This is a genomic window from Mitsuaria sp. CC2 (assembly GCF_048957715.1).
Lineage (GTDB): Bacteria > Pseudomonadota > Gammaproteobacteria > Burkholderiales > Burkholderiaceae_C > Roseateles.
The window spans coordinates 61,401-86,625 of sequence record NZ_JARVXN010000033.1 but is presented as its reverse complement, the minus strand read 5'-3'; the positions used below and the strand labels follow the sequence as shown (position 1 = coordinate 86,625).

Sequence of the window (25,225 nt, the reverse complement as noted above, 5' to 3'; positions counted from 1 at the left end):
GGGCCCGACATCACACCAAAGCAGTACCACCATAGGACCTGCGAAATACCAAAACAAGCCAAACAACGGTAACCACCGTCGCTGAAAATTTTCCAGCTTTCGTTTCAGACGAAGGGATTATCATGAACGACCGCAGTCTTGCTCTCTGAGCGAAGGCTACAGTTCAACCCAGCTGCCGCCACCCCATGCGCCTCGACCTCACCACCTTGAATCTCGTGCTGGCGATCGAACAGACTCGATCCATCACCCGCGGAGCCGAGCGCGAGCATCTGGCCCTGGCCGCAGCCAGCAAACGGATCTCCGACCTGGAGACGCGCCTCGGGGTGCAACTGTTCGAACGCCGCGCCCGCGGGGTCGAGCCCACCGAGGCCTGTCGCGCCCTGGTCCGCCATATCCGTTCGCTGCACGCCTCGCTGCACGCGCTGGAGAGCGAGGTCGTCGAGTTCGCCCGCGGCATCAAGGGCCATCTGCGCATCGCCGCCAACGCCGGCGCGATCGCCGAAGCGCTGCCGCCCGATCTGGCCGCGTTCTCGCAGGCCCATCCGCAGATCCGCATCAGCCTCGAAGACCAGACCAGCGCCGAGGTGCAGGCCGCCGTCGCCGAAGGCCGCGCCGATGTCGGCGTCTTCACCACCCCGCTGCTGGACAACCGGCTGCAGACCTGGTCCTACCGAACCGGCCGACTTGCCGTGCTGGTGCCGGCGGCGCATGAGCTTGCCGGGCGCGAGTCGGTCAGCTTCGACGACCTGCTCGATCACGACCTCGTCGGCCTGCACGGCGGCGCCGCGGCGCAGGAACTCATGATGCAGGAAGCCATGACCCGTGGCCGCACGCTCAAGGCGCGGCTGCAGGTGCGCGGCTTCGACGCGATCGCCCAGCTGGTCGAGGCCGGCCTGGGCGTCGCGGTGCTGCCCGACGCGCCGTCGCGCCGCTTCGCGCAGGTCTTCGACGTCAAGCGGCTGACCCTGGATGAAGCCTGGGCCCAACGCGACTATGTTCTGGGTGTGGCCCGCCAGGAGCGCCTGCCGACCGTCGTCCAGCGTTTCGTCGACGCGCTGTGCCCGGCCGCGAAGGAGGCCGCCGCCACGCCCGCCAATTCTGCGAATCCTGCGACTCCCGTTTCCAAGGCCGGCTCGAAGTGAGCCGCACCGATAGCCATCTTTCCCTGAAGTGATGGAGAGCCATCCCATGACCGCCAACATCGCCAACGCCGGTGCCGCGCGCACCCTCTACGACAAGCTCTGGGACGAGCACGTGGTGCACACCGAGGAAGACGGCACGTCCGTCCTCTACATCGACCGCCACCTCGTCCACGAGGTCACCAGCCCGCAGGCCTTCGAAGGCCTGGACCTGGCCGGCCGCAAGGTCTGGCGCCTGTCGGCCAACCTCGCCGTCAGCGACCACAACGTGCCCACCACCGACCGCAGCCAGGGCATCGCCGATCCGGTGTCTCGCCTGCAGGTCGATACCCTGGACAAGAACTGCGACCGCTTCGGCATCACGCAGTTCAAGATGAACGACAAGCGTCAGGGCATCGTCCACGTGATCGGACCGGAGCAGGGCGCCACGCTGCCCGGCATGACCGTGGTCTGCGGCGACAGCCACACCTCCACGCACGGTGCCTTCGGCGCGCTGGCGCACGGCATCGGCACCTCCGAGGTGGAGCACGTGCTCGCCACGCAGACGCTGCTGGCGAAGAAGGCGAAGAACCTGCTGATCAAGGTCGAGGGTCAGGTCATGCCGGGCGTCGGCGCCAAGGATATCGTGCTGGCGATCATCGGCCGCATCGGCACCGCCGGCGGTACCGGCTACACGATCGAATTCGCCGGCAGCGCCATCCGCGCGCTGTCGATGGAAGGCCGCATGACGGTCTGCAACATGGCGATCGAGGCGGGCGCGCGCGCCGGCCTGATCGCCGTCGACGACACGACCATCCAATACGTCAAGGGCCGTCCGTTCACGCCGACCGGCGTCGAGTGGGACCAGGCCGTCCAGTACTGGCGCACGCTGCACACCGACGCCGGCGCGACGTTCGACGCCGTCGTCGAGCTCGACGCGGCGCAGATCCGCCCGCAGGTCACCTGGGGCACCTCGCCGGAGATGGTCCTGTCCATCGACGATCGCGTGCCCGATCCCGACAAGGAGAAGGACACCGTCAAGCGCGGCGCCATCGAGCGCGCGCTGCAGTACATGGCGCTGGAGCCCAACAAGGCGATCAACGACATCCGCATCGACAAGGTCTTCATCGGCAGCTGCACCAACAGCCGCATCGAGGACATGCGCGAGGCCGCGGCCGTGGTGAAGCGCCTGGGCGGACGCGTCGCCGGCAACGTCAAGCTGGCGATGGTGGTGCCGGGCTCCGGCCTGGTGAAGGCGCAGGCCGAGGCCGAAGGCCTGGACCAGATCTTCAAGGCCGCCGGCTTCGAATGGCGCGAGCCGGGCTGCTCCATGTGCCTGGCGATGAACGCCGACCGGCTGGAGCCGGGCGAGCGTTGCGCCTCCACCAGCAACCGCAACTTCGAAGGCCGGCAGGGCGCCGGCGGCCGCACTCACCTGGTGAGCCCCGCGATGGCCGCGGCGGCCGCGATGGAAGGCCACTTCGTCGACGTGCGCCGCATCGCCTGAGGATCGAGGAAACGACATGGACAAGTTCACCGTGCACAAGGGCCTCGTGGCCCCGATGGATCGCGAGAACGTCGACACCGACGCGATCATTCCCAAGCAGTTCCTGAAGTCGATCAAGCGCAGCGGCTTCGGCCCGAATCTCTTCGACGAGTGGCGCTACCTCGACCACGGCGAGCCGGGCCAGGACCCTGCCAGCCGCAAGCCCAACCCGGACTTCGTGCTGAACCAGCCGCGTTATCAAGGCGCGTCGGTGCTGATCGCGCGCGGCAACTTCGGCTGCGGCTCCAGTCGCGAGCACGCGCCCTGGGCGCTGCAGCAGTACGGCTTCCGCGCGCTGATCGCGCCCAGCTTCGCCGACATCTTCTTCAACAACACCTTCAAGAACGGCGTGCTGCCGATCGTGCTCCCGGAGCATCAGGTCGCCCGCCTGTTCGACGAGGTCTTCGCCTTCCCCGGTTATCAGCTGACCGTGGACCTGGAGCGCCAGGTCGTCGTCAAGGCCGACGGCGAAGAGCTGCCTTTCGACGTCCAGCCCTTCCGCAAATACTGCCTGCTCAACGGCTTCGACGACATCGCGCTGACGCTGCGTCACGCCGACAAGATCAAGGCCTTCGAAGCCGAACGCATCGCCACCAAGCCGTGGCTCAACAATCGAATTACGCGCTGATCCCGCGCTGAAGGAAGTCCATGAAGATCGCAGTCCTGCCGGGTGACGGCATCGGCACCGAAATCGTCGCGGAAGCCGTCAAGGTCCTGAAGGTGCTTGACCTGCCGTTCGAGCTCGAGAGCGCGCCCGTCGGCGGCGCCGCCTACGAGGCCTCCGGCCATCCGCTGCCCGAGGCCACGCTCAAGCTCGCGCAGGACGCGGACGCGGTGCTGTTCGGCGCCGTCGGCGACTGGAAGTACGACAAGCTCGAGCGCGCGCTGCGCCCGGAGCAGGCCATCCTCGGCCTGCGCAAGGCGCTCGGCCTGTTCGCCAACTTCCGCCCGGCGATCTGCTACGAGCAGCTCACCCATGCGTCGAGCCTCAAGCCCGAGCTCGTCGCCGGCCTGGACATCCTGATCATCCGCGAGCTCACCGGCGACATCTACTTCGGCCAGCCGCGCGGCCGCCGCACCGCCGTCGACGGCCACTTTCCCGGCAGCGAGGAAGCCTTCGACACGATGCGCTACTCGCGCCCCGAGATCGAGCGCATCGCCCACGTCGCCTTCCAGGCCGCGCGCAAGCGCAACAAGAAGGTGACCTCGGTCGACAAGGCCAACGTGCTGGAGACCTTCCAGTTCTGGAAGGACGTCGTGACCGAGGTCCACAAGGACTATCCGGACGTCGAGCTCGACCACATGTACGTCGACAACGCCGCGATGCAGCTGGTCAAGGCGCCCAAGAAGTTCGACGTCGTCGTCACCGGCAACATGTTCGGCGACATCCTGTCGGACGAGGCCGCGATGCTGACCGGCTCCATCGGCATGCTGCCCAGCGCCTCGTTGGACAAGAACAACAAGGGCCTCTACGAACCCAGCCACGGCAGCGCGCCGGACATCGCCGGCAAGGGAATCGCCAATCCGCTGGCTACAATCCTTTCCGCTGCCATGATGCTCAAGTTCTCCCTCAACCAGCCCGAAGCCGCCGCTCGCATCGAGTCGGCGGTGCAAGCCGTGCTGGCCCAGGGTCTGCGTACCGCGGACATCTGGAGCGAGGGCACCCAGAAGGTGAGCACCCGCGAGATGGGTGATGCCGTCGTCGCCGCCATTTCTGCCGTTGCTTCGGGCAAAGGCATGGGCGCGACCACCATGACCACGACCAAAACCATCAAGAGCTAGTCCGCTCCGGTTCGTCTCGCCCCACCTCACACACCCGGCGAAGCGAGCCGGGCAGGCTCCCAGGGTGTGTGACGGTGTTTGGGCGATGCCCGGCCAGCAGCGCCGGGCCTTTCAATGAACGAAGGTACGCAAATGACGACATTGGTTGGTTTGGTGGGATGGCGCGGCATGGTCGGCTCGGTGCTGATGGACCGCATGGCGCAGGAGCGCGATTTCGATCTGATCGAGCCGCTGTTCTTCAGCACCTCGAACGCCGGCGGCACCGCCCCGTCGTTCGCGAAGAACGAGACGGCGCTGCAGAACGCCTTCGACCTCGAGCAGCTCAAGCGCTGCGAGATCATCATCACCTGCCAGGGTGGCGACTACACCGCCGAGGTCTATCCCAAGCTGCGCGCCGCGGGCTGGAACGGCCACTGGATCGACGCCGCTTCCACGCTGCGCATGGCCGACAACGCCGTGATCGTGCTGGATCCCGTCAACATGCCGGTGATCAAGAACGCGCTGTCCAAGGGCGGCCGCGACTGGGTCGGCGGGAACTGCACCGTCAGCTGCATGCTGATGGGCGTGGGCGCGCTCTACAAGGCCGGTCTGGTCGAGTGGATGTCCACGCAGACCTACCAGGCCGCGTCCGGCGGCGGCGCGCAGCACATGCGCGAACTGCTGACCCAGTACGGCACGCTCAACGCGGAAGTGAAGGCGCTGCTGGACGACCCCAAGAGCGCCATCCTCGAGATCGATCGCAAGGTCATCTCCAAGCAGCGCGCGCTGTCCGCCGACGAGATCGCCAACTTCGGCGTGCCGCTGGGCGGCTCGCTGATCCCCTGGATCGACAAGGACCTGGGCAACGGCACCTCCAAGGAAGAGTGGAAGGGCATGGCCGAGACCAACAAGATCCTCGGCCAGGGCGAAGGCTTCGGCACCGCCGCCATCCCGGTCGACGGCTTCTGCGTGCGCGTGGGCGCGATGCGTTGCCACTCGCAGGCGCTGACCCTCAAGCTGCGCAAGGACGTGCCGCTGGACGAGATCGAAGCCATGATCGCCGCGGACAACGAATGGGTGAAGGTCGTGCCCAACACCCGTGAAGCCACGATCAAGGACCTGACCCCCGTCGCCGTCACCGGCACGATGACCATCCCGGTGGGTCGCATCCGCAAGCTGGCCATGGGGCCGGAATACGTCGGCGCGTTCACCGTCGGTGACCAGTTGCTGTGGGGCGCGGCGGAACCGCTGCGCCGGATGCTGCGCATCCTGCTGGATCGCTGATCCGATCGCCGCCGGCCGTCGTCGGCAAGATGCCGGCTGGCGAGCGGCGCAATGAAAGCGGTGGCGCTTGTCACCGCTTTTTTCATGGCGATTAGGGAATGCCAAGGGAGGGGTGCGTTGCCTTCTGGCGACACGCCCGTAACGACCTGTGAATCAGGACTAGCTCATCGATGTTATTCATGAGCTACCTCAGCAACGATGCGTATATGCTTGCCACCGTTGTGATTTTCTACGCGGGAATGGCTGGGAGCCTGCCCGGGCGCATCAGTCGCACAACAACAATACGTCATGACAGGCGGTCCCGTTGGAGGGCCGCCTTGTTGCTTTGGGGGACGCCTTGAAAAAACATGCGAGCGCATATGCGCGATTTGCGCTGAGCCAGGTGGCCGCGGTCACCGTGTTGGGACTCGCGGCGGGTTCCGCCTACGGTCTCGGGCTTGGAAAACTGACGGTGCAATCCGCGCTCGGCGAAACGCTGCGCGCGGAAATCGACGTCAGCAGCCTCAGCCCGGAGGAAGCCAGCTCGCTCAAGCTGCGCGTCGCGCCGCCTGAGTCCTACCGGGCTTCCGGTCTGGACTACAACGCGGTGCTGGCCAGCACGCAGGTGCAACTGGCCCGTCGCGCCGACGGCCGGCCGTATCTGCGCCTGACAAGCGACCGCTCGGTCCAGGAACCCTTCGTCGACGTCATCCTCGAGGTGAACTGGTCGAGCGGCCGCCTGACCCGCGAGTTCACGCTGCTGTTCGATCCTCCGAGCAATACCGGCGTCGCCCGTTCGAGCGAGCCGACCACCTCGCCGGTGATCTCGGCGCCCGCGTCGACGCCGTCCGTGGTCGCGCCGCCGCCGGTGGCCCGCACGCAGGCCCCGTCGTCCGCCCCCGCCGCCCCGGTGAGCCAGCCGCCCGCGCCGGCCACGGCCCGCGCGCCGCGTCCCGCGCCGTCCGCCGCTCCGGCGGCACCGGCCACGCCCGGCTCGGAATACACCGTCCAGCCCGGGGACACGCTGTCCCGCATCGCGAATCGCACCCAGCCGACCGGCGTGTCGCTGGACCAGATGCTGGTCGGCCTGTACCGCAGCAATCCGGACGCGTTCATCAACCAGAACATGAACCGGTTGAAGTCGGGCGCCGTCCTGTCGGTGCCGGGCAGCGAGTCGGTCCAGTCGATCACGCCGCAGGAAGCGCGCCGCGTCATCCAGGCGCAGAGCAGCGATTTCGGCAGCTACCGCCAGCGCCTGGCCGAAAGCGCCCCGACCCTGAAGGCCGACGAGAACAGCCGCCAGGCCAAGGGCTCCGTGCAGGCGGCCGTCGAGGACCGCAAGCCTGCGGTCTCGGCCGCGCCGGACAAGCTGACGCTGAGCAAGCCCAGCGGCATCGCCGGCGCCGAGTCCAAGGTGTCCAAGGACACCGAGAAGAAGGATTCGGCCGCCAGAGTCGCCGAGCTGACGCGCAACGTCGAAGAGCTGAAGAAGCTGTCGAGCGCCGCCTCGAAGCCGGCCGCGCCGACGACCGCCGCCGCACCGACTCCGGCACCCGCTCCGGCGCCGACACCCGCTCCCGCACCCGCTCCGGCGGTCGTGCCGCCGGTGACCGTCGCCGCGAACGTGCCGTCGGCGTCTGAAGCGCCCGCCGCCTCCGAGCCGGCTTCGGCCGCCGTGGCCGAAGTGCCGGCCTCGGCGCCGGTCGTCGCCTCGGCTCCCCGCGCCGTCCCGGCGCCGCACCCCCAGCCCGAGGAACCCGGTTTCCTCGACTCGCTGAGCGACTACCTGCCCGCGCTGGTCGCCGCCCTGGCGGTGATCGCCGGCGGCATCGGCTACAACCGCTGGCGCGCCCGCCGCGATGCGGCGTCGCGTTCCGAAACCGCCTTCGCGGAAAGCCGCCTCGCACCGGACTCGTTCTTCGGTCACAGCGGCGGCCAGCGCGTCGACACGCGTGACGCGTCGACGACCGGCCAGTCGTCGATGAGCTATTCGCTGAGCCAGCTGGACGCGATCGGTGACGTCGATCCGGTCGCCGAAGCCGACGTCTACCTGGCCTACGGCCGCGACCTGCAGGCCGAAGAAATCCTGAAGGAAGCGCTGCGCGCCAATCCGGAGCGCCTGGCCATCCGCCTGAAGCTGCTCGAGGTCTACGGCAAGCGCCGCGACATCAAGGGCTTCGAGCAACTGGCCGTGCAGCTGTACGCCGAGACCAAGGGTCAGGGCGAGGATTGGGCCAAGGTGCAGGAACTCGGCCGCCAGGCCGATCCGGAGAATCCGCTGTACCAGCCCGGCGGCGCGCCGACGATGTTCGAGAGCGACGATGAGCGTCCCGAGCCGATGAATGCGAGCACGCTGCCCGCCACCGGCCTGGCCCATCCGGGCAGCGGCGCGCTGGCCCGTGCCGCCGCGACGGCCGCGGCTGGCGCCGCTGTCGCCGCCTCGCCGCGCGACAGCGGTCCCTCCAGCCTGATGGACCTGGACCTCGATCTGGACCTGGACTCGACGCCGGCACCGGCGCCGGCGATGGCCGCCACACAGGCGCTGCCGTCGTCCGCCAGCCAGGCACCGATGAACATGGACCTGGACCTCAGCGCGCCGACCGCCGCCAGCGCCCGTGAACTCGAGTTCGACCTCGGCGACCTGGACGACCTGGGCGGCAGCACGCCGGCCTCGGCGCCCGCGCAGGATTCTTCCTCGCTGGACTTCGACCTGTCGAGCATCGATCTGGACCTGCCCAGCGATGCGCCGGCCGGCCGCGGCGGCAAGGGGCATGACGACGTCACCTCGATCGACCTGCCGGATCTGGGCGCGCCTGCCGACGCCAAGCCGACGGCACGGGACACGATGAGCCTGGACGACCTGGGCGTCGACCTCGACAGCATCGACCCGAACGACGACGAGGCGCTGCAGCGTCAGCTGGAGCTGGCCGAGGAGTTCCGACAGATCGGCGACACCGAAGGTGCGCGCGACGTGCTGCAGGAGCTGGTCGGCAAGGCCGACGGCCCGATGCGCGCCCGCGCGCAGCAGATGCTGGATCAGCTTCGCTGACCTGCAGCGTGGACCGGCTTCGTTAAACTGCGGGCCGTTCACGACAAGGCGCTCGGCCTGGCCGGGCGCCTTTTCTTTTTGGCCTCCACTTGTGGGCCTTCACTTTTCCCTGAGATCCGGAGATCCGCATGCGCGTGGCGCTGGGCGTGAGTTATCGCGGCGAGGCCTACAAGGGCTGGCAGAGCCAGCCCGGCGGCGGCACCGTGCAGGACGCGCTGGAGGCGGCGCTCGCCCAGTTCATCGCTCAGCCGGTCCGCACGATCTGTGCGGGACGCACCGATACCGGTGTCCACGGCCTGAACCAGGTCGTCCACTTCGATTCGCCGGTGACGCGCGAGGCGTTCTCCTGGGTCCGCGGCGTCAACCGCTACCTGCCGCGGGACATCGCGATCCAATGGGCCGCCTTCCCCGGCGAGGACTTCCATGCGCGCAACCTGGCGCGTGGCCGGCGCTACTGGTACCTGCTGCTGGAGTCCGCCGTGCGACCCTCGATCCAGGCGGACGGCGTGGGCTGGACCTTCAAGCCCCTGGACGGCGACGCGATGCGCGACGCGGCCTCGCGGCTGGTCGGCGAGCACGACTTCAGCTCCTTCCGTTCCGCGGAGTGCCAGGCGGCATCGCCGGTGAAGATCCTGCGCGGCATCGAGATTCACAAGCGCGGCCCATACTGGCGCTTCGAGTTCGACGGCATCGCTTTCCTGCACCACATGATCCGTAACATCATGGGCTGCCTGGTCGCCGTGGGCGCCGGGCAGAAGCCGCCGTCCTGGATGGACGAGGTGCTGGCGGCGCGCTCGCGCGACGCGGCGGCGCCGACCTTCCCGCCGGACGGGCTGTACTTCGTCGGCCCGAGCTACGACGATCATCTCAACCTGCCGCGCCACACGGCGGCCATGGACTGGCTGCCTTGAGGCGGCATCGACTGGATCCGACATGAGCCGAACCCGCATCAAGATCTGCGGCCTGACCCGCGAAGCCGACGTCGACGTCGCTGTCGAGGCCGGGGCCGACGCGATCGGCCTGGTGTTCTACGAGAAGAGCCCGCGCGCCGTGACCGTCGAACGCGCCGCGGATCTGGCGCGACGCCTGCCGCCGTTCGTGACGCCGGTGGGGCTGTTCGTCAACGCGACGCCCGAGGCGATCCAGGCCGCACTGGCCGCGATGCCGAACCTGACGCTGCAGTTCCACGGCGATGAGCCCCCAGAGGACTGCGATCGCTGGTCACGCCCCTATCTGCGCGCGGCGCGGATGGCGCCGGGCTTCGATTTGCTAGACTTCGCGTCTCGGTTCTCCCACGCCCAGGCCGTGCTGCTCGACGCGTTCGTCGACGGCTATGGTGGTGGCGGAAAGGTCTTCGATTGGTCACTGCTGCCTCCAAGCGTTCCCTCTCCGGTCGTTTTGTCTGGTGGGTTGAGTGCAGCCAACGTGATCGATGGCGTGCTGAAGGTGCGGCCCTGGGCCGTTGACGTCAGCTCCGGCGTGGAGGCCTCGAAGGGCCTCAAGGACGCCGGCAAGATCCGCCAGTTCTGCGATGCCGTGCGCGAGGCCGACCGCTTGAAGTCGGCTTGAACCCCAGCGGTTCGCGCACGGGCATCCTCATCGAGGACCCCACATGTCCAAGACCCTGAATCCCTCCGCGACCCCGTTCGTGACCGGCCCGCTCGCGGGTTATGCGCAGCCCGATGCGCGAGGCCGCTTCGGCCCCGTCTCCACGGAGAACGCCCACGGCTACTACGGCGGCCGCTTCGTCGCCGAGACGCTGATCCACGCGCTGGATGAGCTCGACGCGGCCTACGCCCGCTACAGCCAGGACCCGGAGTTCATCCGCGAGTTCCAGTACGAGCTGGCGCACTTCGTCGGCCGTCCCAGCCCGATCTATCACGCGAAGAGACTGAGCAGCGAGCTCGGCGGCGCGCAGATCTTTCTCAAGCGCGAGGACCTGAACCACACCGGCGCGCACAAGGTGAACAACACCATCGGCCAGGCGCTGCTGGCCCGCCGCATGGGCAAGAAGCGCGTCATCGCGGAGACCGGCGCCGGCCAGCACGGCGTCGCCACCGCCACGATCTGCGCCCGCTACGGCATGGAGTGCGTCGTGTACATGGGCTCCGAGGACGTGAAGCGGCAGTCGCCCAACGTTTACCGGATGAACCTGCTCGGCGCGCGCGTCGTGCCGGTGGAGTCCGGTTCGAAGACGCTGAAGGACGCGCTCAACGAGGCGATGCGCGACTGGGTCACCCACATCGAGTCGACCTTCTACATCATCGGCACCGTGGCCGGTCCGCACCCGTATCCGATGATGGTCCGCGACTTCCAGCGCGTCATCGGCGACGAGTGCCTCGTGCAGATGCCCGAGATGACCGGCAGACAGCCTGACGCCGTCATCGCCTGCGTGGGCGGCGGCAGCAATGCGATCGGGATCTTCTATCCGTACATTCCGCACGCCGATGTGCGCTTGATCGGCGTCGAGGCCGCAGGGCAGGGCGTCGACACACCCAAGCATGCGGCCACGCTGACCGCGGGTTCCCCCGGGGTGCTGCACGGCAACCGCACCTACCTGCTGCAGGACGACGGAGGTCAGATCATCGAGACGCATTCGATCTCCGCCGGCCTGGACTACCCCGGCGTCGGCCCGGAGCACGCCTACCTGAAGGACATCGGCCGCGCCGAATACGTGGGCGCCACCGACGCGGAGGCGCTTGCCGCCTTCCATCGCCTGTGCCGCAGCGAGGGCATCATCCCTGCGCTTGAATCGAGCCACGCGCTGGCGCATGCGCTCAAGCTCGCGCCGACGATGCGTCCCGACCAGCATCTGCTGGTCAACCTGTCCGGCCGCGGCGACAAGGACATCGGCACTGTCGCCGACCTCTCGGGCGCCGCGTACTTCGACCGGCCGTCGATGGCCGGCCACGCCGTGAAGGGAGGTGCGCAATGACCCGCATCCAGGCCACCTTCGCCCGCCTGGGCGCCGACGGCCGCAAGGCGCTGATCCCCTACGTCACCGCCGGCGATCCGTACGCGGACGTGACCGTCGAGCTGATGCTGGCGATGGCCAAGGCCGGCGCCGACGTGATCGAGCTCGGCGTGCCGTTTTCCGATCCGATGGCCGACGGCCCGGTCATCCAGAAGGCCAGCGAACGCGCCCTGGCCAAGGGCATCACGCTGACGCACGTGCTGGCGATCGTCCGCGAGTTCCGCCGCCAGGACGACGCGACGCCGGTCGTGCTGATGGGCTACGCGAACCCGGTCGAGCGTTTCGGCCTGGAGCGCTTCGTCACCGAGGCCAAGGCCGCGGGCGTCGATGGCGTGCTGATCGTCGACTACCCGCCGGAGGAGTCCGAGGCCTTCGCCGCCGCGCTGAAGGCGCAGGGGCTGGATCCGATCTTCCTGCTGGCGCCGACCTCGACCGACGAGCGGGTCGCCCGCATCGGGCAGCTCGCCAGCGGCTACGTCTACTACGTTTCCCTCAAGGGCGTGACCGGCGCCGGTCACCTGGACACCGGTGCCGTCGCGGAGGCGATGCCCCGGCTGCGCCGGCACGTGAACATCCCGCTGGGGGTGGGTTTCGGCATCCGGGACGGGGCCACGGCGGCCGCCGTGGCGCGCCATGCGGACGCGGTGGTGATCGGTTCGGCCCTCGTCCAGCTGATGGAGTCCCAGACAAGGGATAATGTCGCGATCCAGGCGGCGGCCTTCATCCGAGACATCCGCGCCGCGTTGGACGCCTGAACGGGGCCACCTGCGGCGACTTTCCGTTCGATCGTCCGGCCTTAGCTATAGGAGCCCGCCATGAGTTGGCTTGAGAAACTGCTTCCCCCGAAGATCCAGCAGACCGACCCCGACCAGCGCCGCACGGTGCCGGAAGGCCTGTGGATCAAGTGCCCGTCCTGCGAAACGGTGCTGTACAAGACCGACCTCGAGCAGAACGTCAACGTCTGCCCGAAGTGCGGTCACCATCATCGCATCGGGGCCCGCGCCCGCCTGGACGCCTTCCTGGACGGCGAAGGCCGTTATGAGGTCGGCCAGGAGGTGCTGCCCGTGGACGCGCTGAAGTTCAAGGACAGCAAGAAGTATCCGGACCGGCTCAAGGAAGCGCTGGAATCGACCGGCGAGACCGATGCGCTGGTCGTCATGGGCGGCGCGGTGATGAGCATTCCGGTGGTGGCGGCCTGCTTCGAGTTCGACTTCATGGGCGGTTCGATGGGCTCCGTGGTCGGCGAGCGCTTCGCGCGCGGCGTCGAGACCGCGCTGGAGCAGAAGACCCCGTTCATCTGCTTCACCGCCACCGGCGGCGCGCGGATGCAGGAAGGCCTGCTCTCGCTGATGCAGATGGCCAAGTCCAACGCCGCGCTCACGCGTCTGGCCAAGGCGAAGCTGCCTTACATCAGCGTGCTGACCGACCCGACGATGGGCGGCGTCTCGGCGAGTTTCGCGTTCGTGGGTGACATCGTCATCGCCGAACCGAAGGCGCTGATCGGCTTCGCCGGACCGCGCGTGATCGAGAACACCGTGCGCGAGAAGCTGCCCCCCGGCTTCCAGCGCGCCGAGTTCCTGATGGAGAAGGGCGCGATCGACATGATCGTCGACCGCCGCAAGCTGCGCGAGGTCATCGCCCGCAACCTGGCCATCCTGCAGCGGCAGAGTTCCGACGCGGTCGCCTGACCCCGCGACAGCGAACCGCCCCTGGGGCGGTGACGGTACTCAGCACGGCCAGACCACGCCCGGTCTGGCCGTCTTCTTTTGAGCCTTGGAATCCTCGATGTCTGCCACTCCGAACGATCTGTCCATTCCCGTGCTGACCCCCGGCGGCGACGCGCAACAGGTGCTCGATGCCTGGCTGGCGCGCTGCGAGCGCCTGCATCCGAAGGAGATCGACATGACGCTGGCGCGCGTCGCCGAGATGCGCCAGCGCCTGAAGCTCGACTTCGGTCCGGACACGCCGGTCGTGATGGTGGCCGGCACGAACGGCAAGGGCTCGACCTGCGCCATGCTGGAAAGCGTCGCACTGCAGGCGGGCTACCGCGTCGGCCTCTACATCAAGCCGCACCTGGTGCACTTCCAGGAGCGCTGCCGCGTCGGTGGCCGCCCGGTCGACGCCGCGGCGCTGCTGCCGCACTTCGAGGCGGTCGAGCAGGCCCGCGGCGACCTGGCGCTGACCTATTTCGAGTTCACGACGCTCGCGATCCTGCACAGGCTGGCCTCGGAGCCGCTCGACCTGGTGATCCTGGAAGTCGGCCTCGGCGGGCGCCTGGACGCGGTGAACGTCATCGACGCCGATTGCAGCGTCATCACCAGCATCGACCTCGATCACACCGAGTACCTCGGCCCGGACCGCGAGTCCGTGGGCCGGGAGAAGGCGCACATCATGCGGCCGGGCAAGCCGGCGATCGTGTCCGATCCGATGCCGCCGGCCTCGATCGCGGCGTATGCCGAGTCCATCGGCGCCGACCTGCGCCAGCTCGGGCGCGATTTCAGCTACTCGGGCGACCGCCAGCAGTGGCAGTGGGTCGGGCGTGCCAAGCGCTACAGCGGCATGTCCTACCCCGCGCTGCGCGGCGTCAACCAGCTGCTGAACGCGTCCGGCGTGCTGGCGGTGTTCGAGGCGCTCTACGAGCGGCTCCCGATCTCCGCGCAGGCCGTGCGCGCGGGGCTGGCGCTGGTCGAACTGCCGGGGCGCTTCCAGGTGATCCCGGGTTCGCCGATGCTGGTGATGGACGTCGCGCACAACCCGCACGCGGTGGCCGCGCTGGCGCAGAACCTCGACCAGATGGGCTTCTACCCGCGCACGCGCGCCGTCTTCGGTGCAATGGCGGACAAGGACCTCGCCAACATCCTCGCGCGCATCTCGCCGCTGATCGACCACTGGCATTTCTGCGACCTGCCGATCGCGCGTGCGGCGACCGCCCAGGCGCTGCGGACGCGTTTCGACGAGGCGAGGGCGGCCGGCACGCTGCAGACGCCGAAGGAGGTGGGCTCCTCCCTGCATCCGGACCCTGCGGCGGCCCTGGCCGCAGCGGCGGCCGAGGCGGACCCCGCTGATAGAATTTTGGTCTTCGGTTCGTTCTTCACCGTGGGCGGCGTGCTCAAGAATGGCATCCCGAGACTGGGCGGCGGCGTCCAGCCGGAAGCCACGTCTTGAAGCGGGCGGCATTGAGCGCTTCGCAACGCTGCATTCGAATCGCTCGCAGTTGAAAGTCGGCGGCCTCGTCCGTATCTGCGGAGGGGCCGCTTTCCGCTCCGGGGCCCTGGGTCCCGAAGGCACTCCCGCGGCGACGGCGCGGCATCAACCAGGTTCTCCGAGTACATGGGTTTTCTGTCCTTCCTGAAGCGCGGCGAAGCGAAAGACTCCGGCGACCGGAGCGGTGATCGCGGCGATCGCAGTGAGCGGGGCCGTTCCGGCGGCGACGCCGGGCGAGGGCGTTCCCGCGGCGGCGCCGAGACGGTCGACGACGTGCAGCAACTGCGCCTGCGCGCGCGCCGGCGCCTGGTCGGCGCGGCGGTGCTGGTGGGGATCGCGGTGATCGTGTTCCCGCTGCTGTTCGAGACCCAGCCCCGACCGATCGCGGTCGACCTGCCGATCGACATTCCGCGCAAGGACGGCGCGACGCCGCTGACCATCCCCGCGCCGACCGCTCAGACCTCGCGCGCCCAGGCCACCGGCGGCGATGCGGGGCGCGGCATCATCACCGAGTCCGCCGAGCAGGCCGCGGCCGACCGCGCGGTCCCGCCTCCGGACGTGCCACGTGAGGTGCCACGTGATCCGGTCGCCGACCAGGTGGCCCAGGCCATGCCGCCGACTCGCATGGACACCAGGCCCGACGAGCGTGCGACGATCGCAGAACCGGCCCGTCCGGCCCGTGTCGAGCCCAAGCCCGAACACAAGCCCGAGACCAGAGCCGAGGCCAAGCCGGAGCGCAAGCCCGAGCCCAAGGTCGAGACAAGGCCGGAGCGCAAGCCCGATCCGAAGCCGGACACTCGCACGGCCGATGCTGCTCGCGCGCAGGCGCTGCTGGAGGGGCGTTCATCGTCCGAGAAGAAGGCCGACGCGGCCGCTTCCGGCACGCGGTTTATCGTGCAGGTCGGCGCCTACGCCGACGGCAAGGCCGCGCAGGATGTGCGCGCGAAGGTCGAGCGCATGGGCCTCAAGACCTACACACAGGCGGTCGACACCGCGGACGGCAAGCGCATCCGCGTCCGGGTCGGTCCCTTCAACTCGCGGGACGAGGCGGACAAGGTCGCGGCCAAGGTCCGCGGCGGCGGCCTCTCGTCGGCCGTGCTGACGCTCTGACGGGTCGGCACGGAGCTCGCCACGATGCACGACCATGACCGTCTCCCCGCGCACGCACGATCGCCGCGATGAACTGGGTCGACCTCGCGCTGCTGGGCCTGCTGGTCGTCTCGGTGCTGCTGGGGGCCTGGCGCGGCCTGGTCTTCGAGTTGATGACCATCGCCGGCTGGCTGGTCGCGTATGCGGCTGCGCCCTTCGTGGCGCCATTCATCGAGGGCCTGCTGCCGGCGGAGAAGATCGGCCCGTCGCTGATCCGCGCCCTCGGGCTGGTGCTGGCCTTCATCCTGGTGCTGCTGATCTGGGGCCTGGGCGCCAAGCTGATCCGGGCGCTGATCCACGCGACGCCGCTGGGCGTGCTGGACCGGCTCGGCGGCGCGGCCTTCGGCGTGCTGCGCGCGGTGCTGCTGGCGCTGCTGGCCACCGTCATCGTCGACATGACGCCGGCCGTCCGGTCGCGGCCGTGGATCGAATCGCAGCTCGCGCCGTGGCTGCAGGCGACCCTCACGCAGGTGAAGCCGCTGTTGCCCGCGGCCCTGCAGGACTACATTCCGGCCTGAGCGTCATGAGCGCCCCGGCCGTCGTTCCCTTCCTTTTCCAGAAGCATTAAGGACCTCCCCATGTGCGGCATCGTCGGTGTGATTTCCAAGGCGCCGGTCAACCAGCTGATCTATGACGCGCTGCTGCTGCTGCAGCATCGCGGCCAGGACGCGGCCGGCATCGTCACGATGCAAGGTCAGAAGTGCTTCATGCACAAGGCGCGCGGCATGGTGCGCGACGTCTTCCGCACCCGCAACATGCGCGGGCTGCCCGGCAACGTCGGCCTCGGCCAGGTCCGTTATCCGACGGCCGGCAACGCCTATTCCGAGGAAGAGGCGCAGCCGTTCTACGTCAATGCGCCTTACGGCATCGTGCTGGTCCACAACGGCAACCTGACCAACGCGCATGCGCTGAAGGCGGAGCTGTTCGACGTCGACCGCCGTCACATCAACACCGAGAGTGACACCGAAGTCCTGATCAACGTGCTCGCGCACGAGCTGGAGATGGCCGGCCGCGACCTGCCGCTGACGCCGGCGCAGATCTTCAAGGCCGTGGGCACCGTGCACAAGCGGATCAAGGGCTCGTACGCCGTGATCGCGCTGATCGCCGGCCACGGGCTGCTGGCCTTCCGCGACCCCTACGGCATCCGGCCGCTGTGCTTCGGCCAGGCGGCCGACGGCGAGGTCATGGTCGCCAGCGAAAGCGTGGCGCTTGAAGGCACCGCGCACACGCTGACGCGCGACCTCGCACCTGGCGAGGCGCTGTTCATCGACACCCAGGGCACGATCCACACGCAGCAGTGCGCCGAGCACCCGACGCTGAACCCCTGCATGTTCGAGTTCGTCTACCTGGCGCGCCCGGATTCGGTGATGGACGGCATCTCGGTCTACCAGGCGCGCCTGAACATGGGCGAGACGCTGGCCCAGCGCCTGATCTCGACGATCCCCCCGAGCGAGATCGACGTGGTCATCCCGATTCCGGAATCGAGCCGGCCGTCGGCGATGCAGCTCGCGCACCGCATCGGCAAGCCGTACCGCGAAGGCTTCGTCAAGAACCGCTACGTGGGTCGGACCTTCATCATGCCGGGCCAGTCCACGCGCAAGAAGTCGGTGCGCCAGAAGCTCAACGCGATCGGCCTGGAATTCAAGGGCCGCAACGTGCTGCTGGTCGACGACTCCATCGTGCGCGGCACCACCTCCAAGGAGATCGTGCAGATGGCCCGCGAGGCCGGCGCGAACAAGGTCTACCTGGCCTCGGCGGCGCCGCCGGTGCGCTTCCCCAATGTGTACGGCATCGACATGCCGACCAAGGAAGAGCTGATCGCCCATGGCCGCTCGATCGAGGAGATCCGCCAGTTCATCGGCGCCGACGCGCTGATCTACCAGGACGTCGACGCGATGAAGCGCGTGGTGGGCCAACTGCGCCCGGGGCTGAACGGCTTCGAGGCCTCCTGCTTCGACGGCACCTACATCACCGGCGACGTCTCGGTCGAGGACTTCGCGACCATGCAGGCGCAGCGCAAGTCGCAGCCCGAGGAAGAGGACCTGCCGGCACGCAGCCGCCTGGCGCTGCAGAGCGGCGGAGACCAATGATGAGCCATGAGAAGAAGGGCGGCATCCCGCGCGTGGACCTGCCGGCCGACGTCCGGCTGGACACGCTCGCCGTCCGGGAAGGCCTGCCGCCGTCGCTCTGGGGCGAGAACTCGGAAGCGCTCTACCTGACCAGCTCCTTCGTGCATCCGGACGCGGCCACCGCCGCGCGCCGCTTCGCCAACGAGGAGGAGGCCTTCGTCTACAGCCGCTTCTCGAATCCGACGGTCATGATGATGGAGCGCCGGCTTGCCGCGCTCGAAGGCACCGAGGCGTGCATCGCCACCTCGTCCGGCATGTCCGCGATCATGCTGCTGGTCATGGGCCTGCTGAAGTCGGGCGATCACGTGGTCTGCTCGCGCTCGGTGTTCGGCTCGACCATCAAGCTGCTGCAGGGCGAGTTCGGCAAGTTCGGTGTCCAGACGACCTTCGTGTCCCAGACCGATCTGGCCGAGTGGAGGCATGCGCTGCAACCCAACACGAAACTGCTGTTCGCGGAGACGCCGACCAATCCACTGACCGAGGTCTGCGACGTCGCCGCGCTGGCCGAGATCGCGCATGCGCACGGCGCGCTGCTAGCGGTGGACAACTGCTTCGCCTCGCCCGCGCTTCAGCAGCCGGCGAAGATGGGCGCGGACTTCATCATCCATTCCGGCACCAAGTATTTGGACGGCCAGGGCCGCGTGATCGCGGGCGCGATCTGCGCCTCCGCGAAACATGTCGACGAGGTGTTCACGCCGGTGATGCGCTCGGTGGGCATGTCGCTGTCGCCTTTCAACGCCTGGGTCGTGCTCAAGGGCATGGAGACGCTGTCGGTGCGCATGAAGGCGCAGACCGCCAGCGCCGCCGTGCTGGCCGAATGGCTGGAAGTGCATCCCGGCGTCGAACGCGTCTATTACCCGGGCCTGAAGTCGCATCCGCAGCATGAGCTTGCGATGCGCCAGCAAGGCGGCCAGGGCGGGGCGGTCGTGTCGTTCATCGTGAAGAACGCTGGCGACGACAACGGTCGCGCCGCCGCCTTCCACGTCATCGACCGGACGAAGATCTGCTCGATCACCGCCAACCTCGGCGACACCAAGACCACCATCACGCATCCGGCCAGCACCTCGCACGGCCGGCTCACCGAGCCGCAGCGCCAGGCCGCCGGCATCACGCAGGGCCTGATCCGCGTCGCGGTCGGCCTGGAAGACATCGAAGACATCAAGGCCGATCTGGCCCGCGGTTTGAATTCCCTATGACGACTCCCTCCACGCCGGCCACGCCGGTCCGCACCCGCATTGCTCCGTCGCCGACGGGTTTCCTGCACCTCGGCACGGCGCGTACGGCCTTGTTCTCGTGGGCCTACGCGCGCCACCACGGCGGCGAATTCGTGCTGCGCATCGAGGACACCGACGTCGCGCGATCGACGCAGGATTCGGTCGAGCAGATCCTCGCGTCGATGAAGTGGCTGGGCCTCGACTACGACGAGGGCCCGATCTATCAGATGCAGCGCCTGGAGCGCTATCACGCGGTCATCGAGCAGATGATCGCGGCCGGCACCGCCTACCGCTGCTACTGCTCGCCCGAGGAACTCGCCGCGATGAAGGCGGGCCAGGAGGCGCGCGGCGAGAAGCGCCGCTACGACGGCACCTGGCGTCCGGAGCCGGGCAAGACGCTGCCGGCGATTCCTGCTGGCATCGAGCCGGTGGTGCGTTTCAAGAATCCCGTCGACGGCGATGTGACCTGGGACGACCTTGTCAAGGGGCCGATCACGATCAACAACCGCGAGATCGACGACCTCATCCTGCTGCGTCCGGACGGCGTGCCGACCTACAACTTCGCGGTGGTGATCGACGACTGGGACATGAAGATCACCCACGTCTTCCGCGGCGACGAGCACATCAACAACACACCCTGGCAGATCAATCTCTTCAACGCGCTGGGCGCGGCACTGCCCGCGTTCGGCCACATTCCCGTGATCCTGGGCGATGACGGCCAGAAGCTGTCCAAGCGTCGCGGCGCGGTCAGCGTCACCGCGTACGAGGAGGACGGCTACCTGCCCGAGGCGATGCTGAACTACCTGTCGCGCCTGGGCTGGAGCCACGGTGACGACGAGCTCTACAGCGTGACGCAAATGGTCTCGTGGTTCGACGGCAGCCACATCTCGAAGAGCCCCGCGCAATGGGATCCGGCCAAGCTGGAATGGGTCAATTCGCACTACATCAAGCAGGCGGACGACGCGCGGCTGGCGGCGTTGGTCGCGGCGCAACTGGCCAAGCGCAGCCTAGCCGCGCCGGAGCGTCTCGAAGCGATGTGCGGGTTGTTCAAGGACCGCTGCAGCACGACGGTCGCGCTGGCGGACTGGCTGGCGATGTACGTGTCGCCGGTGACGATCAGCGACGCCGACCGTGCTCAGCACCTGACTGATGCGGTGAAGCCGGCCGTGCTGGCGTTGGCGGACAAACTTGAGGCCCTTGCGGTCTGGGACAAGGCCTCGATCAGCGCCACGATCAAGGAAACGATCACGGCACACGGCCTGAAGATGCCGCAACTGGCGATTCCCGTTCGGGTGTTGAGCTGCGGCCGTTCACAGACCCCCTCGGTGGATGCGGTGCTGGAACTTTTCGACAAAGAAATTTTGTTGAACCGCTTGCGTTCCGTTTAAAACTCGATCTATACTCTCGTTCTCGCTTGAACAGCGCGTTGTTCGAAACGAACTTCGAAGCGGCAGACGATGAATTTAAACGGGGAGCGCGAGCTCCCCGATGAAATTCAGAAAGCCGAAAAGAAGCTGGATCGAATTCCCCGAAGGGGGTATAGCTCAGCTGGGAGAGCGCTTGCATGGCATGCAAGAGGTCAGCGGTTCGATCCCGCTTACCTCCACCAAACTTCAGTTTGCGTGGCGCGCGGTTCAAGGAAGAAGGTTTTGTCCCCTTCGTCTAGAGGCCTAGGACACCACCCTTTCACGGTGGCTACAGGGGTTCGAATCCCCTAGGGGACGCCAAGTTTCGAACTTGGTTGCTGACCAGAGATTGAATGAGAAAATCGAAAAATTCTTCGGAAATCGATTTGATCGTTGTCAAAATCAGGTACAGTAACGAAATCGACGCAGTGATGACATCAAGCAATTGATGAAATCAACGCGGGAAGAGTTTGATGCGATAGATCGAAAGGTCTTGAGTATCTGGAGTGGTAGTTCAGTTGGTTAGAATACCGGCCTGTCACGCCGGGGGTCGCGGGTTCGAGCCCCGTCCACTCCGCCAACACAGTTGAGACTCGGGCAGCGTACCGATTCGATGCGAAAGCATTCGGGGGTATAGCTCAGCTGGGAGAGCGCTTGCATGGCATGCAAGAGGTCAGCGGTTCGATCCCGCTTACCTCCACCAGAATACCTTCGGGTGTGATGGTTGCTCAGTACGCACGGTTCGAGTCAAGACAGCAAGTCCAGTCCCCTTCGTCTAGAGGCCTAGGACACCACCCTTTCACGGTGGCTACAGGGGTTCGAATCCCCTAGGGGACGCCAAGTACGACAAGGCTTGGCTGCAGCGAGGTTCCGAGAGGAATCGATGGTTTGCAGCGAAACTTGTTCGCAAATGATATAGATGCACTCAATAGCGTCTTATCTGGAGTGGTAGTTCAGTTGGTTAGAATACCGGCCTGTCACGCCGGGGGTCGCGGGTTCGAGCCCCGTCCACTCCGCCAACATTGAAACCCTGTCGATGCAAATCGTCAGGGTTTTTTCTTTGGCCGATTGTTTTGGCCAAGGATCAGAGGTCTGGATACTCGCGCTTTCGCTGCGCCGTATAACTCCACCAATCCCGGGGAGGGCCGCCGTTCATGAAATCGACAGCGGCCATATAGGTATCCAGCACGCAGGGATCATGACGCTGACCGGTCAGTTTGCAGATCCGCTGATATAGCGCAAAGGCGTCCGCGCCGACGAGATCCGCTGGTTGATGAATCCCCATCGCCTCGAAATCCCGCACCATCGCCGGCCCGATGTTGGGAATCTGCCGAAGTGATGCACAGTCGGCGGCCGAGGCTGCTTTGGTGTGCGTCTTTCGCGCGCTCATGGGCGGATCCCGGCGCTCAGTGGAAGCCGCCGGAGCGGATCAGGCCGACGGCCAAACCTTCGATCGCGAACTGCTCGTCGGGGGGCACCTCGATCGGCTGGAAATCGGGGTTTTCGGGCAGCAGGCGGATGCCGTCGGCGTGGCGCTGGAAGCGCTTCACCGTGACCTCGTCGCCGATGCGCGCGACGACCACCTGGCCGTTGCGAGCCTCGCTGATCTTCTGCACCGCGAGCAGGTCGCCGTCCATGATGCCGATGTCCTTCATGCTCATGCCTTTCACGCGCAGGAGGTAGTCCGGCGCCTTCGAGAACATCGAAGCGTCGACGCTATAGTGCTGCTCGACGTGTTCTTCGGCCAGGATGGGCGCACCGGCGGCGACACGGCCCACCAGCGGCAAGGTCAGCTGTGCGAGGCTCGCCAGCGGCAGTGCGAACTGGCTGTGCTCCCGGGCGCGGTTGACTTGCCGCAGCGCGGTCGACGGCAGCCGGATCCCGCGCGCCGTACCGCCGACCAGCTCGATGACGCCCTTGCGCGCCAAGGCCTGCAGGTGTTCCTCGGCCGCGTTCGCGGACTTGAAGCCCAGCTGCTGCGCGATCTCCGCGCGGGTGGGTGGGGATCCGGTGCTCTCGATGCTGTCGCGGACCAGATCGAAGATCTGCTGTTGCCGGGCAGTGAGTTTGGGCGGAGTGTCCACGAGTTGGCCTTTGTTCGATTGAGGGGCGGATGTCGAAGACGGCGCAGGCCTTGGAAGGTTCGAAAGCCGCCTGAGAATTCATCCAGCATCTGGATTTTTATACAGGAGACGAGAAATTGCAAAGTGCGGCCCAGACCCTTGTGATCATCGGCACCGGGGGGACCATCGCCGGGGCCTCCGGCAGTGCGACGGACAACGTCGGCTACAAGGCCGGCTCGCTGTCGGTGGCGTCGCTGGTGGGCGCGGTGCCGGCGCTGGCGGCCCGCGCGCTGGAGGCTGAGCAACTGGCGCAGCTCGACAGCAAGGACATGGATCACGCGACCTGGGCGCGGCTCGCGCGTCGCGTGCAGGAGCACCTGGATCGCCCCGAGGTGCGCGGCATCGTGATCACGCACGGCACCGATACGCTGGAGGAAACCGCCTACCTGCTGCAGCGCGTGCTCGCGCCCGGGAAGCCGGTGGTCCTGACGGCGGCGATGCGCCCGGCGACGGCTATCCAGGCGGATGGACCGCAGAACCTGCTGGACGCCGTGGCTGTGGCCGAGGCCGACGGCGTACGCGGTGTCGTCGCGGTGGTCGCAGGGAAGGTATGGTCGGGGGGGGAGCTGCGCAAGACGCACACCTACCGCCTCGATGCCTTCGAGGCCGGACCCGACGCCGGTCCGCTGGCGGTGGTGGAGGAGGGGATCGTGCGCCGCTTCCGCGATTGGCCGCAGGGTGATGCCCTGGGCACGAAGGTGTTGCCCGCAGACGCGTCGCAATGGCCGTGGGTCGCGGTGCTCGCCAGCCATGCGGGCGCCGAGGCGCGTTCGCTCGAAGCATGGCGTGCGGCCGGACTCCAAGGCCTGGTGCTGGCCTGCACGGGGAACGGCACGCTGAACCGCGCGCTGGAGGCGCCGGTGCAGGCGCTGAAGGACGCGGGCGTTCCCGTCTGGCGGACGACGCGCTGCGCGCAGGGGCGTATCGTCGGCGCGAGCGACGAGCCGACGGCGGCGCTGTCGCCCTGGGCGGCGCGCATCGAATTGATGCTCACGCTGCTGCAATCCCGCTGAGTACGTCGCGCGCCGCGCTTCTCATCAACGACAAAGCGCCGGCAATGCCGGCGCTTTTTTCATCGCGGATCCGGAACGAACCGGACCCGGAGGATCAGACGATCGTCAGCGTGACGTCGATGTTGCCGCGGGTGGCGTTCGAGTACGGGCAGACCTCGTGCGCCTCGGCGACCAGCTTCTCCAGTGCGGCGCGGTCCATGCCGGGCACCGAGATCTTCATCGCGACGGCGATGCCGAAAGCGCCGGGCTTGTTGGCGTGAGGGCCGATGCCGACTTCGCTGGTGATCGAGACTTCCGCGGGCAGGGCGACCTTGTTGCGGCCGGAAACGGCCTTCATCGCGCCGATGAAGCAGGCCGAGTAACCCGCGGCGAACAGCTGCTCGGGGTTGGTGCCGGCGCCGTCGTCGCCGCCCAGCGCCTTGGGCGTGGACAGCTGGACCTTCAGGCGGTCATCCGACGATTGCGCGGTGCCTTGACGGCCGCCGGTGGCGGTGGCGGTGGCGGTGTAGAGGGCTTTTTCGATGGCCATATGAGGCTCCTTGGTGGTGAGGGGTAAGTGAAGGGGCGGACAACTCGGGGTCAGGTCTCGCCATCCTCGTCCGCGGTGACGGGAGGGGCGGGACCGCGTGCCAGATGGGTCAGTACGTTGGCTCGCAGTTCATGCAGGCGTCTTGTCAGCGACTCCAGTTCGGCGGGGCCGCAGGCACTGGCGCAGGCCAGTTGTTCAGGGATGGCGATGGCCCGATCGCGCAGCACGCGGCCAGACGCCGTCAGGTGGATCTCGACGCGTCGCTCGTCGGAGAGGGCGCGGCGGCGTTGGATGAGGCCGCTCGCTTCCAGGCGCTTCAACAGCGGTGTGAGCGTGCCCGAGTCCAGGTTCAGACGTTGCCCCAGATCGGACACGCTCGGGCCGTCGGTCTCCCACAGCACCAGCATCACCAGGTACTGCGGATAGGTCAGGCCCAACGGAGTCAGTAGCGGCTTGTACAGCTTCGTCATCGCCAGTGAGGTCGAATAGAGCGCGAAGCACAGCTGCACGTCCAGCTTCAACCAGTCCGTGCCCGCAGGCATCGGCTGGTCGCGGACATCGGCCACGGCGGAGGCGGTGTCCTGCGGGTTGAAGGGTGTCACGTGCGGCATGGAAGCAACTATAGCGAGCAACTCAATTGCGCACAATTGAAATGGTCTTTGGGCGCGGTTGACGGGAACTATCGGCGGCCACCGTCGGAAGTTCCAGAAAGAAAAACGCCTCGGGGACCGTGGTCGCCGAGGCGTT

The 25,225-nt window shown here is 67.4% G+C and carries 22 protein-coding genes and 6 tRNA genes; 24 read left to right on the top strand and 4 right to left on the bottom strand.

Annotated features, from left to right (window positions below; all coding sequences use genetic code 11):
- Positions 1 to 185 precede the first annotated feature (185 nt).
- From PV762_RS21830 to PV762_RS21720, 23 genes are all read left to right on the top strand, one after another.
- Complete coding sequence (locus PV762_RS21830) at positions 186 to 1,142, top strand: LysR family transcriptional regulator (protein WP_421037092.1); 957 nt, start codon at positions 186 to 188, stop codon at positions 1,140 to 1,142.
- Positions 1,143 to 1,188: 46 nt separating this feature from the next.
- Positions 1,189 to 2,625, top strand: coding sequence for a 3-isopropylmalate dehydratase large subunit (leuC, locus tag PV762_RS21825; protein WP_421037091.1), 1,437 nt, complete (start codon positions 1,189 to 1,191; stop codon positions 2,623 to 2,625).
- A gap of 16 nt (positions 2,626 to 2,641) precedes the next feature.
- Positions 2,642 to 3,292 (top strand): 3-isopropylmalate dehydratase small subunit, encoded by a 651-nt coding sequence (gene leuD / locus PV762_RS21820; RefSeq protein WP_421037090.1) that lies wholly within the window; start codon positions 2,642 to 2,644, stop codon positions 3,290 to 3,292.
- A 20-nt stretch (positions 3,293 to 3,312) separates the two neighbouring features.
- Entirely contained in the window at positions 3,313 to 4,446 is a 1,134-nt protein-coding gene (gene leuB, locus PV762_RS21815) for a 3-isopropylmalate dehydrogenase (protein ID WP_421037089.1), read from the top strand.
- 132 nt (positions 4,447 to 4,578) lie between these two features.
- Positions 4,579 to 5,709 carry an aspartate-semialdehyde dehydrogenase gene (gene asd, locus PV762_RS21810; RefSeq protein ID WP_421037088.1) on the top strand — a complete coding sequence of 377 codons (1,131 nt, stop codon included), beginning with the start codon at positions 4,579 to 4,581 and terminating at the stop codon, positions 5,707 to 5,709.
- A 337-nt stretch (positions 5,710 to 6,046) separates the two neighbouring features.
- Complete coding sequence (locus PV762_RS21805; protein ID WP_421037087.1) at positions 6,047 to 8,737, top strand: FimV/HubP family polar landmark protein; 2,691 nt, start codon at positions 6,047 to 6,049, stop codon at positions 8,735 to 8,737.
- Between the two features lie 128 nt (positions 8,738 to 8,865).
- The gene (truA, locus tag PV762_RS21800; protein ID WP_421037086.1) at positions 8,866 to 9,648 is read left to right on the top strand and encodes a tRNA pseudouridine(38-40) synthase TruA; all 783 of its coding nucleotides are present in this window, start codon (positions 8,866 to 8,868) and stop codon (positions 9,646 to 9,648) included.
- Positions 9,602 to 10,306: a phosphoribosylanthranilate isomerase gene (locus PV762_RS21795; RefSeq protein ID WP_421037283.1), complete on the top strand. Its 705-nt coding sequence runs from the start codon at positions 9,602 to 9,604 to the stop codon at positions 10,304 to 10,306. Before truA ends, PV762_RS21795 begins: the two co-directional genes overlap by 47 nt.
- 43 nt (positions 10,307 to 10,349) lie before the next feature.
- Positions 10,350 to 11,672 carry a tryptophan synthase subunit beta gene (trpB, locus tag PV762_RS21790; protein WP_421037085.1) on the top strand — a complete coding sequence of 441 codons (1,323 nt, stop codon included), beginning with the start codon at positions 10,350 to 10,352 and terminating at the stop codon, positions 11,670 to 11,672.
- A complete protein-coding gene (trpA, locus tag PV762_RS21785) occupies positions 11,669 to 12,466 on the top strand; it encodes a tryptophan synthase subunit alpha (RefSeq protein ID WP_421037084.1) in 798 nt (265 codons plus the stop codon). The genes trpB and trpA overlap by 4 nt, the downstream gene beginning before the upstream one ends.
- Before the next feature lie 60 nt (positions 12,467 to 12,526).
- Positions 12,527 to 13,399 carry an acetyl-CoA carboxylase, carboxyltransferase subunit beta gene (gene accD, locus PV762_RS21780; protein WP_088407350.1) on the top strand — a complete coding sequence of 291 codons (873 nt, stop codon included), beginning with the start codon at positions 12,527 to 12,529 and terminating at the stop codon, positions 13,397 to 13,399.
- 97 nt (positions 13,400 to 13,496) lie between these two features.
- A complete protein-coding gene (gene folC, locus PV762_RS21775; protein ID WP_421037083.1) occupies positions 13,497 to 14,876 on the top strand; it encodes a bifunctional tetrahydrofolate synthase/dihydrofolate synthase in 1,380 nt (459 codons plus the stop codon).
- Positions 14,877 to 15,041: 165 nt separating this feature from the next.
- Entirely contained in the window at positions 15,042 to 16,025 is a 984-nt protein-coding gene (locus tag PV762_RS21770) for an SPOR domain-containing protein (RefSeq protein ID WP_421037082.1), read from the top strand.
- A gap of 68 nt (positions 16,026 to 16,093) precedes the next feature.
- Entirely contained in the window at positions 16,094 to 16,582 is a 489-nt protein-coding gene (locus PV762_RS21765) for a CvpA family protein (protein ID WP_421037081.1), read from the top strand.
- Positions 16,583 to 16,642: 60 nt separating this feature from the next.
- The gene (purF, locus tag PV762_RS21760) at positions 16,643 to 18,154 is read left to right on the top strand and encodes an amidophosphoribosyltransferase (protein ID WP_421037080.1); all 1,512 of its coding nucleotides are present in this window, start codon (positions 16,643 to 16,645) and stop codon (positions 18,152 to 18,154) included.
- A complete protein-coding gene (locus PV762_RS21755) occupies positions 18,154 to 19,389 on the top strand; it encodes an O-succinylhomoserine sulfhydrylase (protein WP_421037079.1) in 1,236 nt (411 codons plus the stop codon). The genes purF and PV762_RS21755 overlap by 1 nt, the downstream gene beginning before the upstream one ends.
- A complete protein-coding gene (gltX, locus tag PV762_RS21750; protein WP_421037078.1) occupies positions 19,386 to 20,795 on the top strand; it encodes a glutamate--tRNA ligase in 1,410 nt (469 codons plus the stop codon). Before PV762_RS21755 ends, gltX begins: the two co-directional genes overlap by 4 nt.
- A 145-nt stretch (positions 20,796 to 20,940) precedes the next feature.
- Positions 20,941 to 21,016: transfer RNA gene (locus tag PV762_RS21745), tRNA-Ala, on the top strand.
- A gap of 42 nt (positions 21,017 to 21,058) precedes the next feature.
- Positions 21,059 to 21,134: transfer RNA gene (locus tag PV762_RS21740), tRNA-Glu, on the top strand.
- 182 nt (positions 21,135 to 21,316) lie between these two features.
- Positions 21,317 to 21,393 (top strand) — tRNA-Asp (locus PV762_RS21735).
- Positions 21,394 to 21,440: 47 nt separating this feature from the next.
- A tRNA-Ala gene (locus PV762_RS21730) sits at positions 21,441 to 21,516 on the top strand.
- Between the two features lie 61 nt (positions 21,517 to 21,577).
- A tRNA-Glu gene (locus PV762_RS21725) sits at positions 21,578 to 21,653 on the top strand.
- 102 nt (positions 21,654 to 21,755) lie between these two features.
- Positions 21,756 to 21,832 (top strand) — tRNA-Asp (locus tag PV762_RS21720).
- A 65-nt stretch (positions 21,833 to 21,897) separates the two neighbouring features.
- Here the strand turns inward: PV762_RS21720 and PV762_RS21715 are convergent.
- Both PV762_RS21715 and lexA read right to left on the bottom strand, forming a co-directional pair.
- A complete protein-coding gene (locus PV762_RS21715; protein ID WP_421037077.1) occupies positions 21,898 to 22,203 on the bottom strand; it encodes a helix-hairpin-helix domain-containing protein in 306 nt (101 codons plus the stop codon).
- 16 nt (positions 22,204 to 22,219) lie between these two features.
- Complete coding sequence (lexA, locus tag PV762_RS21710) at positions 22,220 to 22,897, bottom strand: transcriptional repressor LexA (protein ID WP_421037076.1); 678 nt, start codon at positions 22,895 to 22,897, stop codon at positions 22,220 to 22,222.
- A gap of 116 nt (positions 22,898 to 23,013) precedes the next feature.
- Between lexA and PV762_RS21705 the strand changes: the two genes are divergently transcribed.
- Positions 23,014 to 23,949, top strand: coding sequence for an asparaginase (locus tag PV762_RS21705; protein ID WP_421037075.1), 936 nt, complete (start codon positions 23,014 to 23,016; stop codon positions 23,947 to 23,949).
- A gap of 94 nt (positions 23,950 to 24,043) precedes the next feature.
- Here the strand turns inward: PV762_RS21705 and PV762_RS21700 are convergent, their stop codons facing one another.
- On the bottom strand, positions 24,044 to 24,478 hold the full coding sequence (locus tag PV762_RS21700) for an organic hydroperoxide resistance protein (protein ID WP_297531396.1): 435 nt from the start codon (positions 24,476 to 24,478) through the stop codon (positions 24,044 to 24,046).
- Between the two features lie 50 nt (positions 24,479 to 24,528).
- Complete coding sequence (locus tag PV762_RS21695; protein ID WP_421037282.1) at positions 24,529 to 25,020, bottom strand: MarR family winged helix-turn-helix transcriptional regulator; 492 nt, start codon at positions 25,018 to 25,020, stop codon at positions 24,529 to 24,531.
- Positions 25,021 to 25,225: the final 205 nt, after the last annotated feature.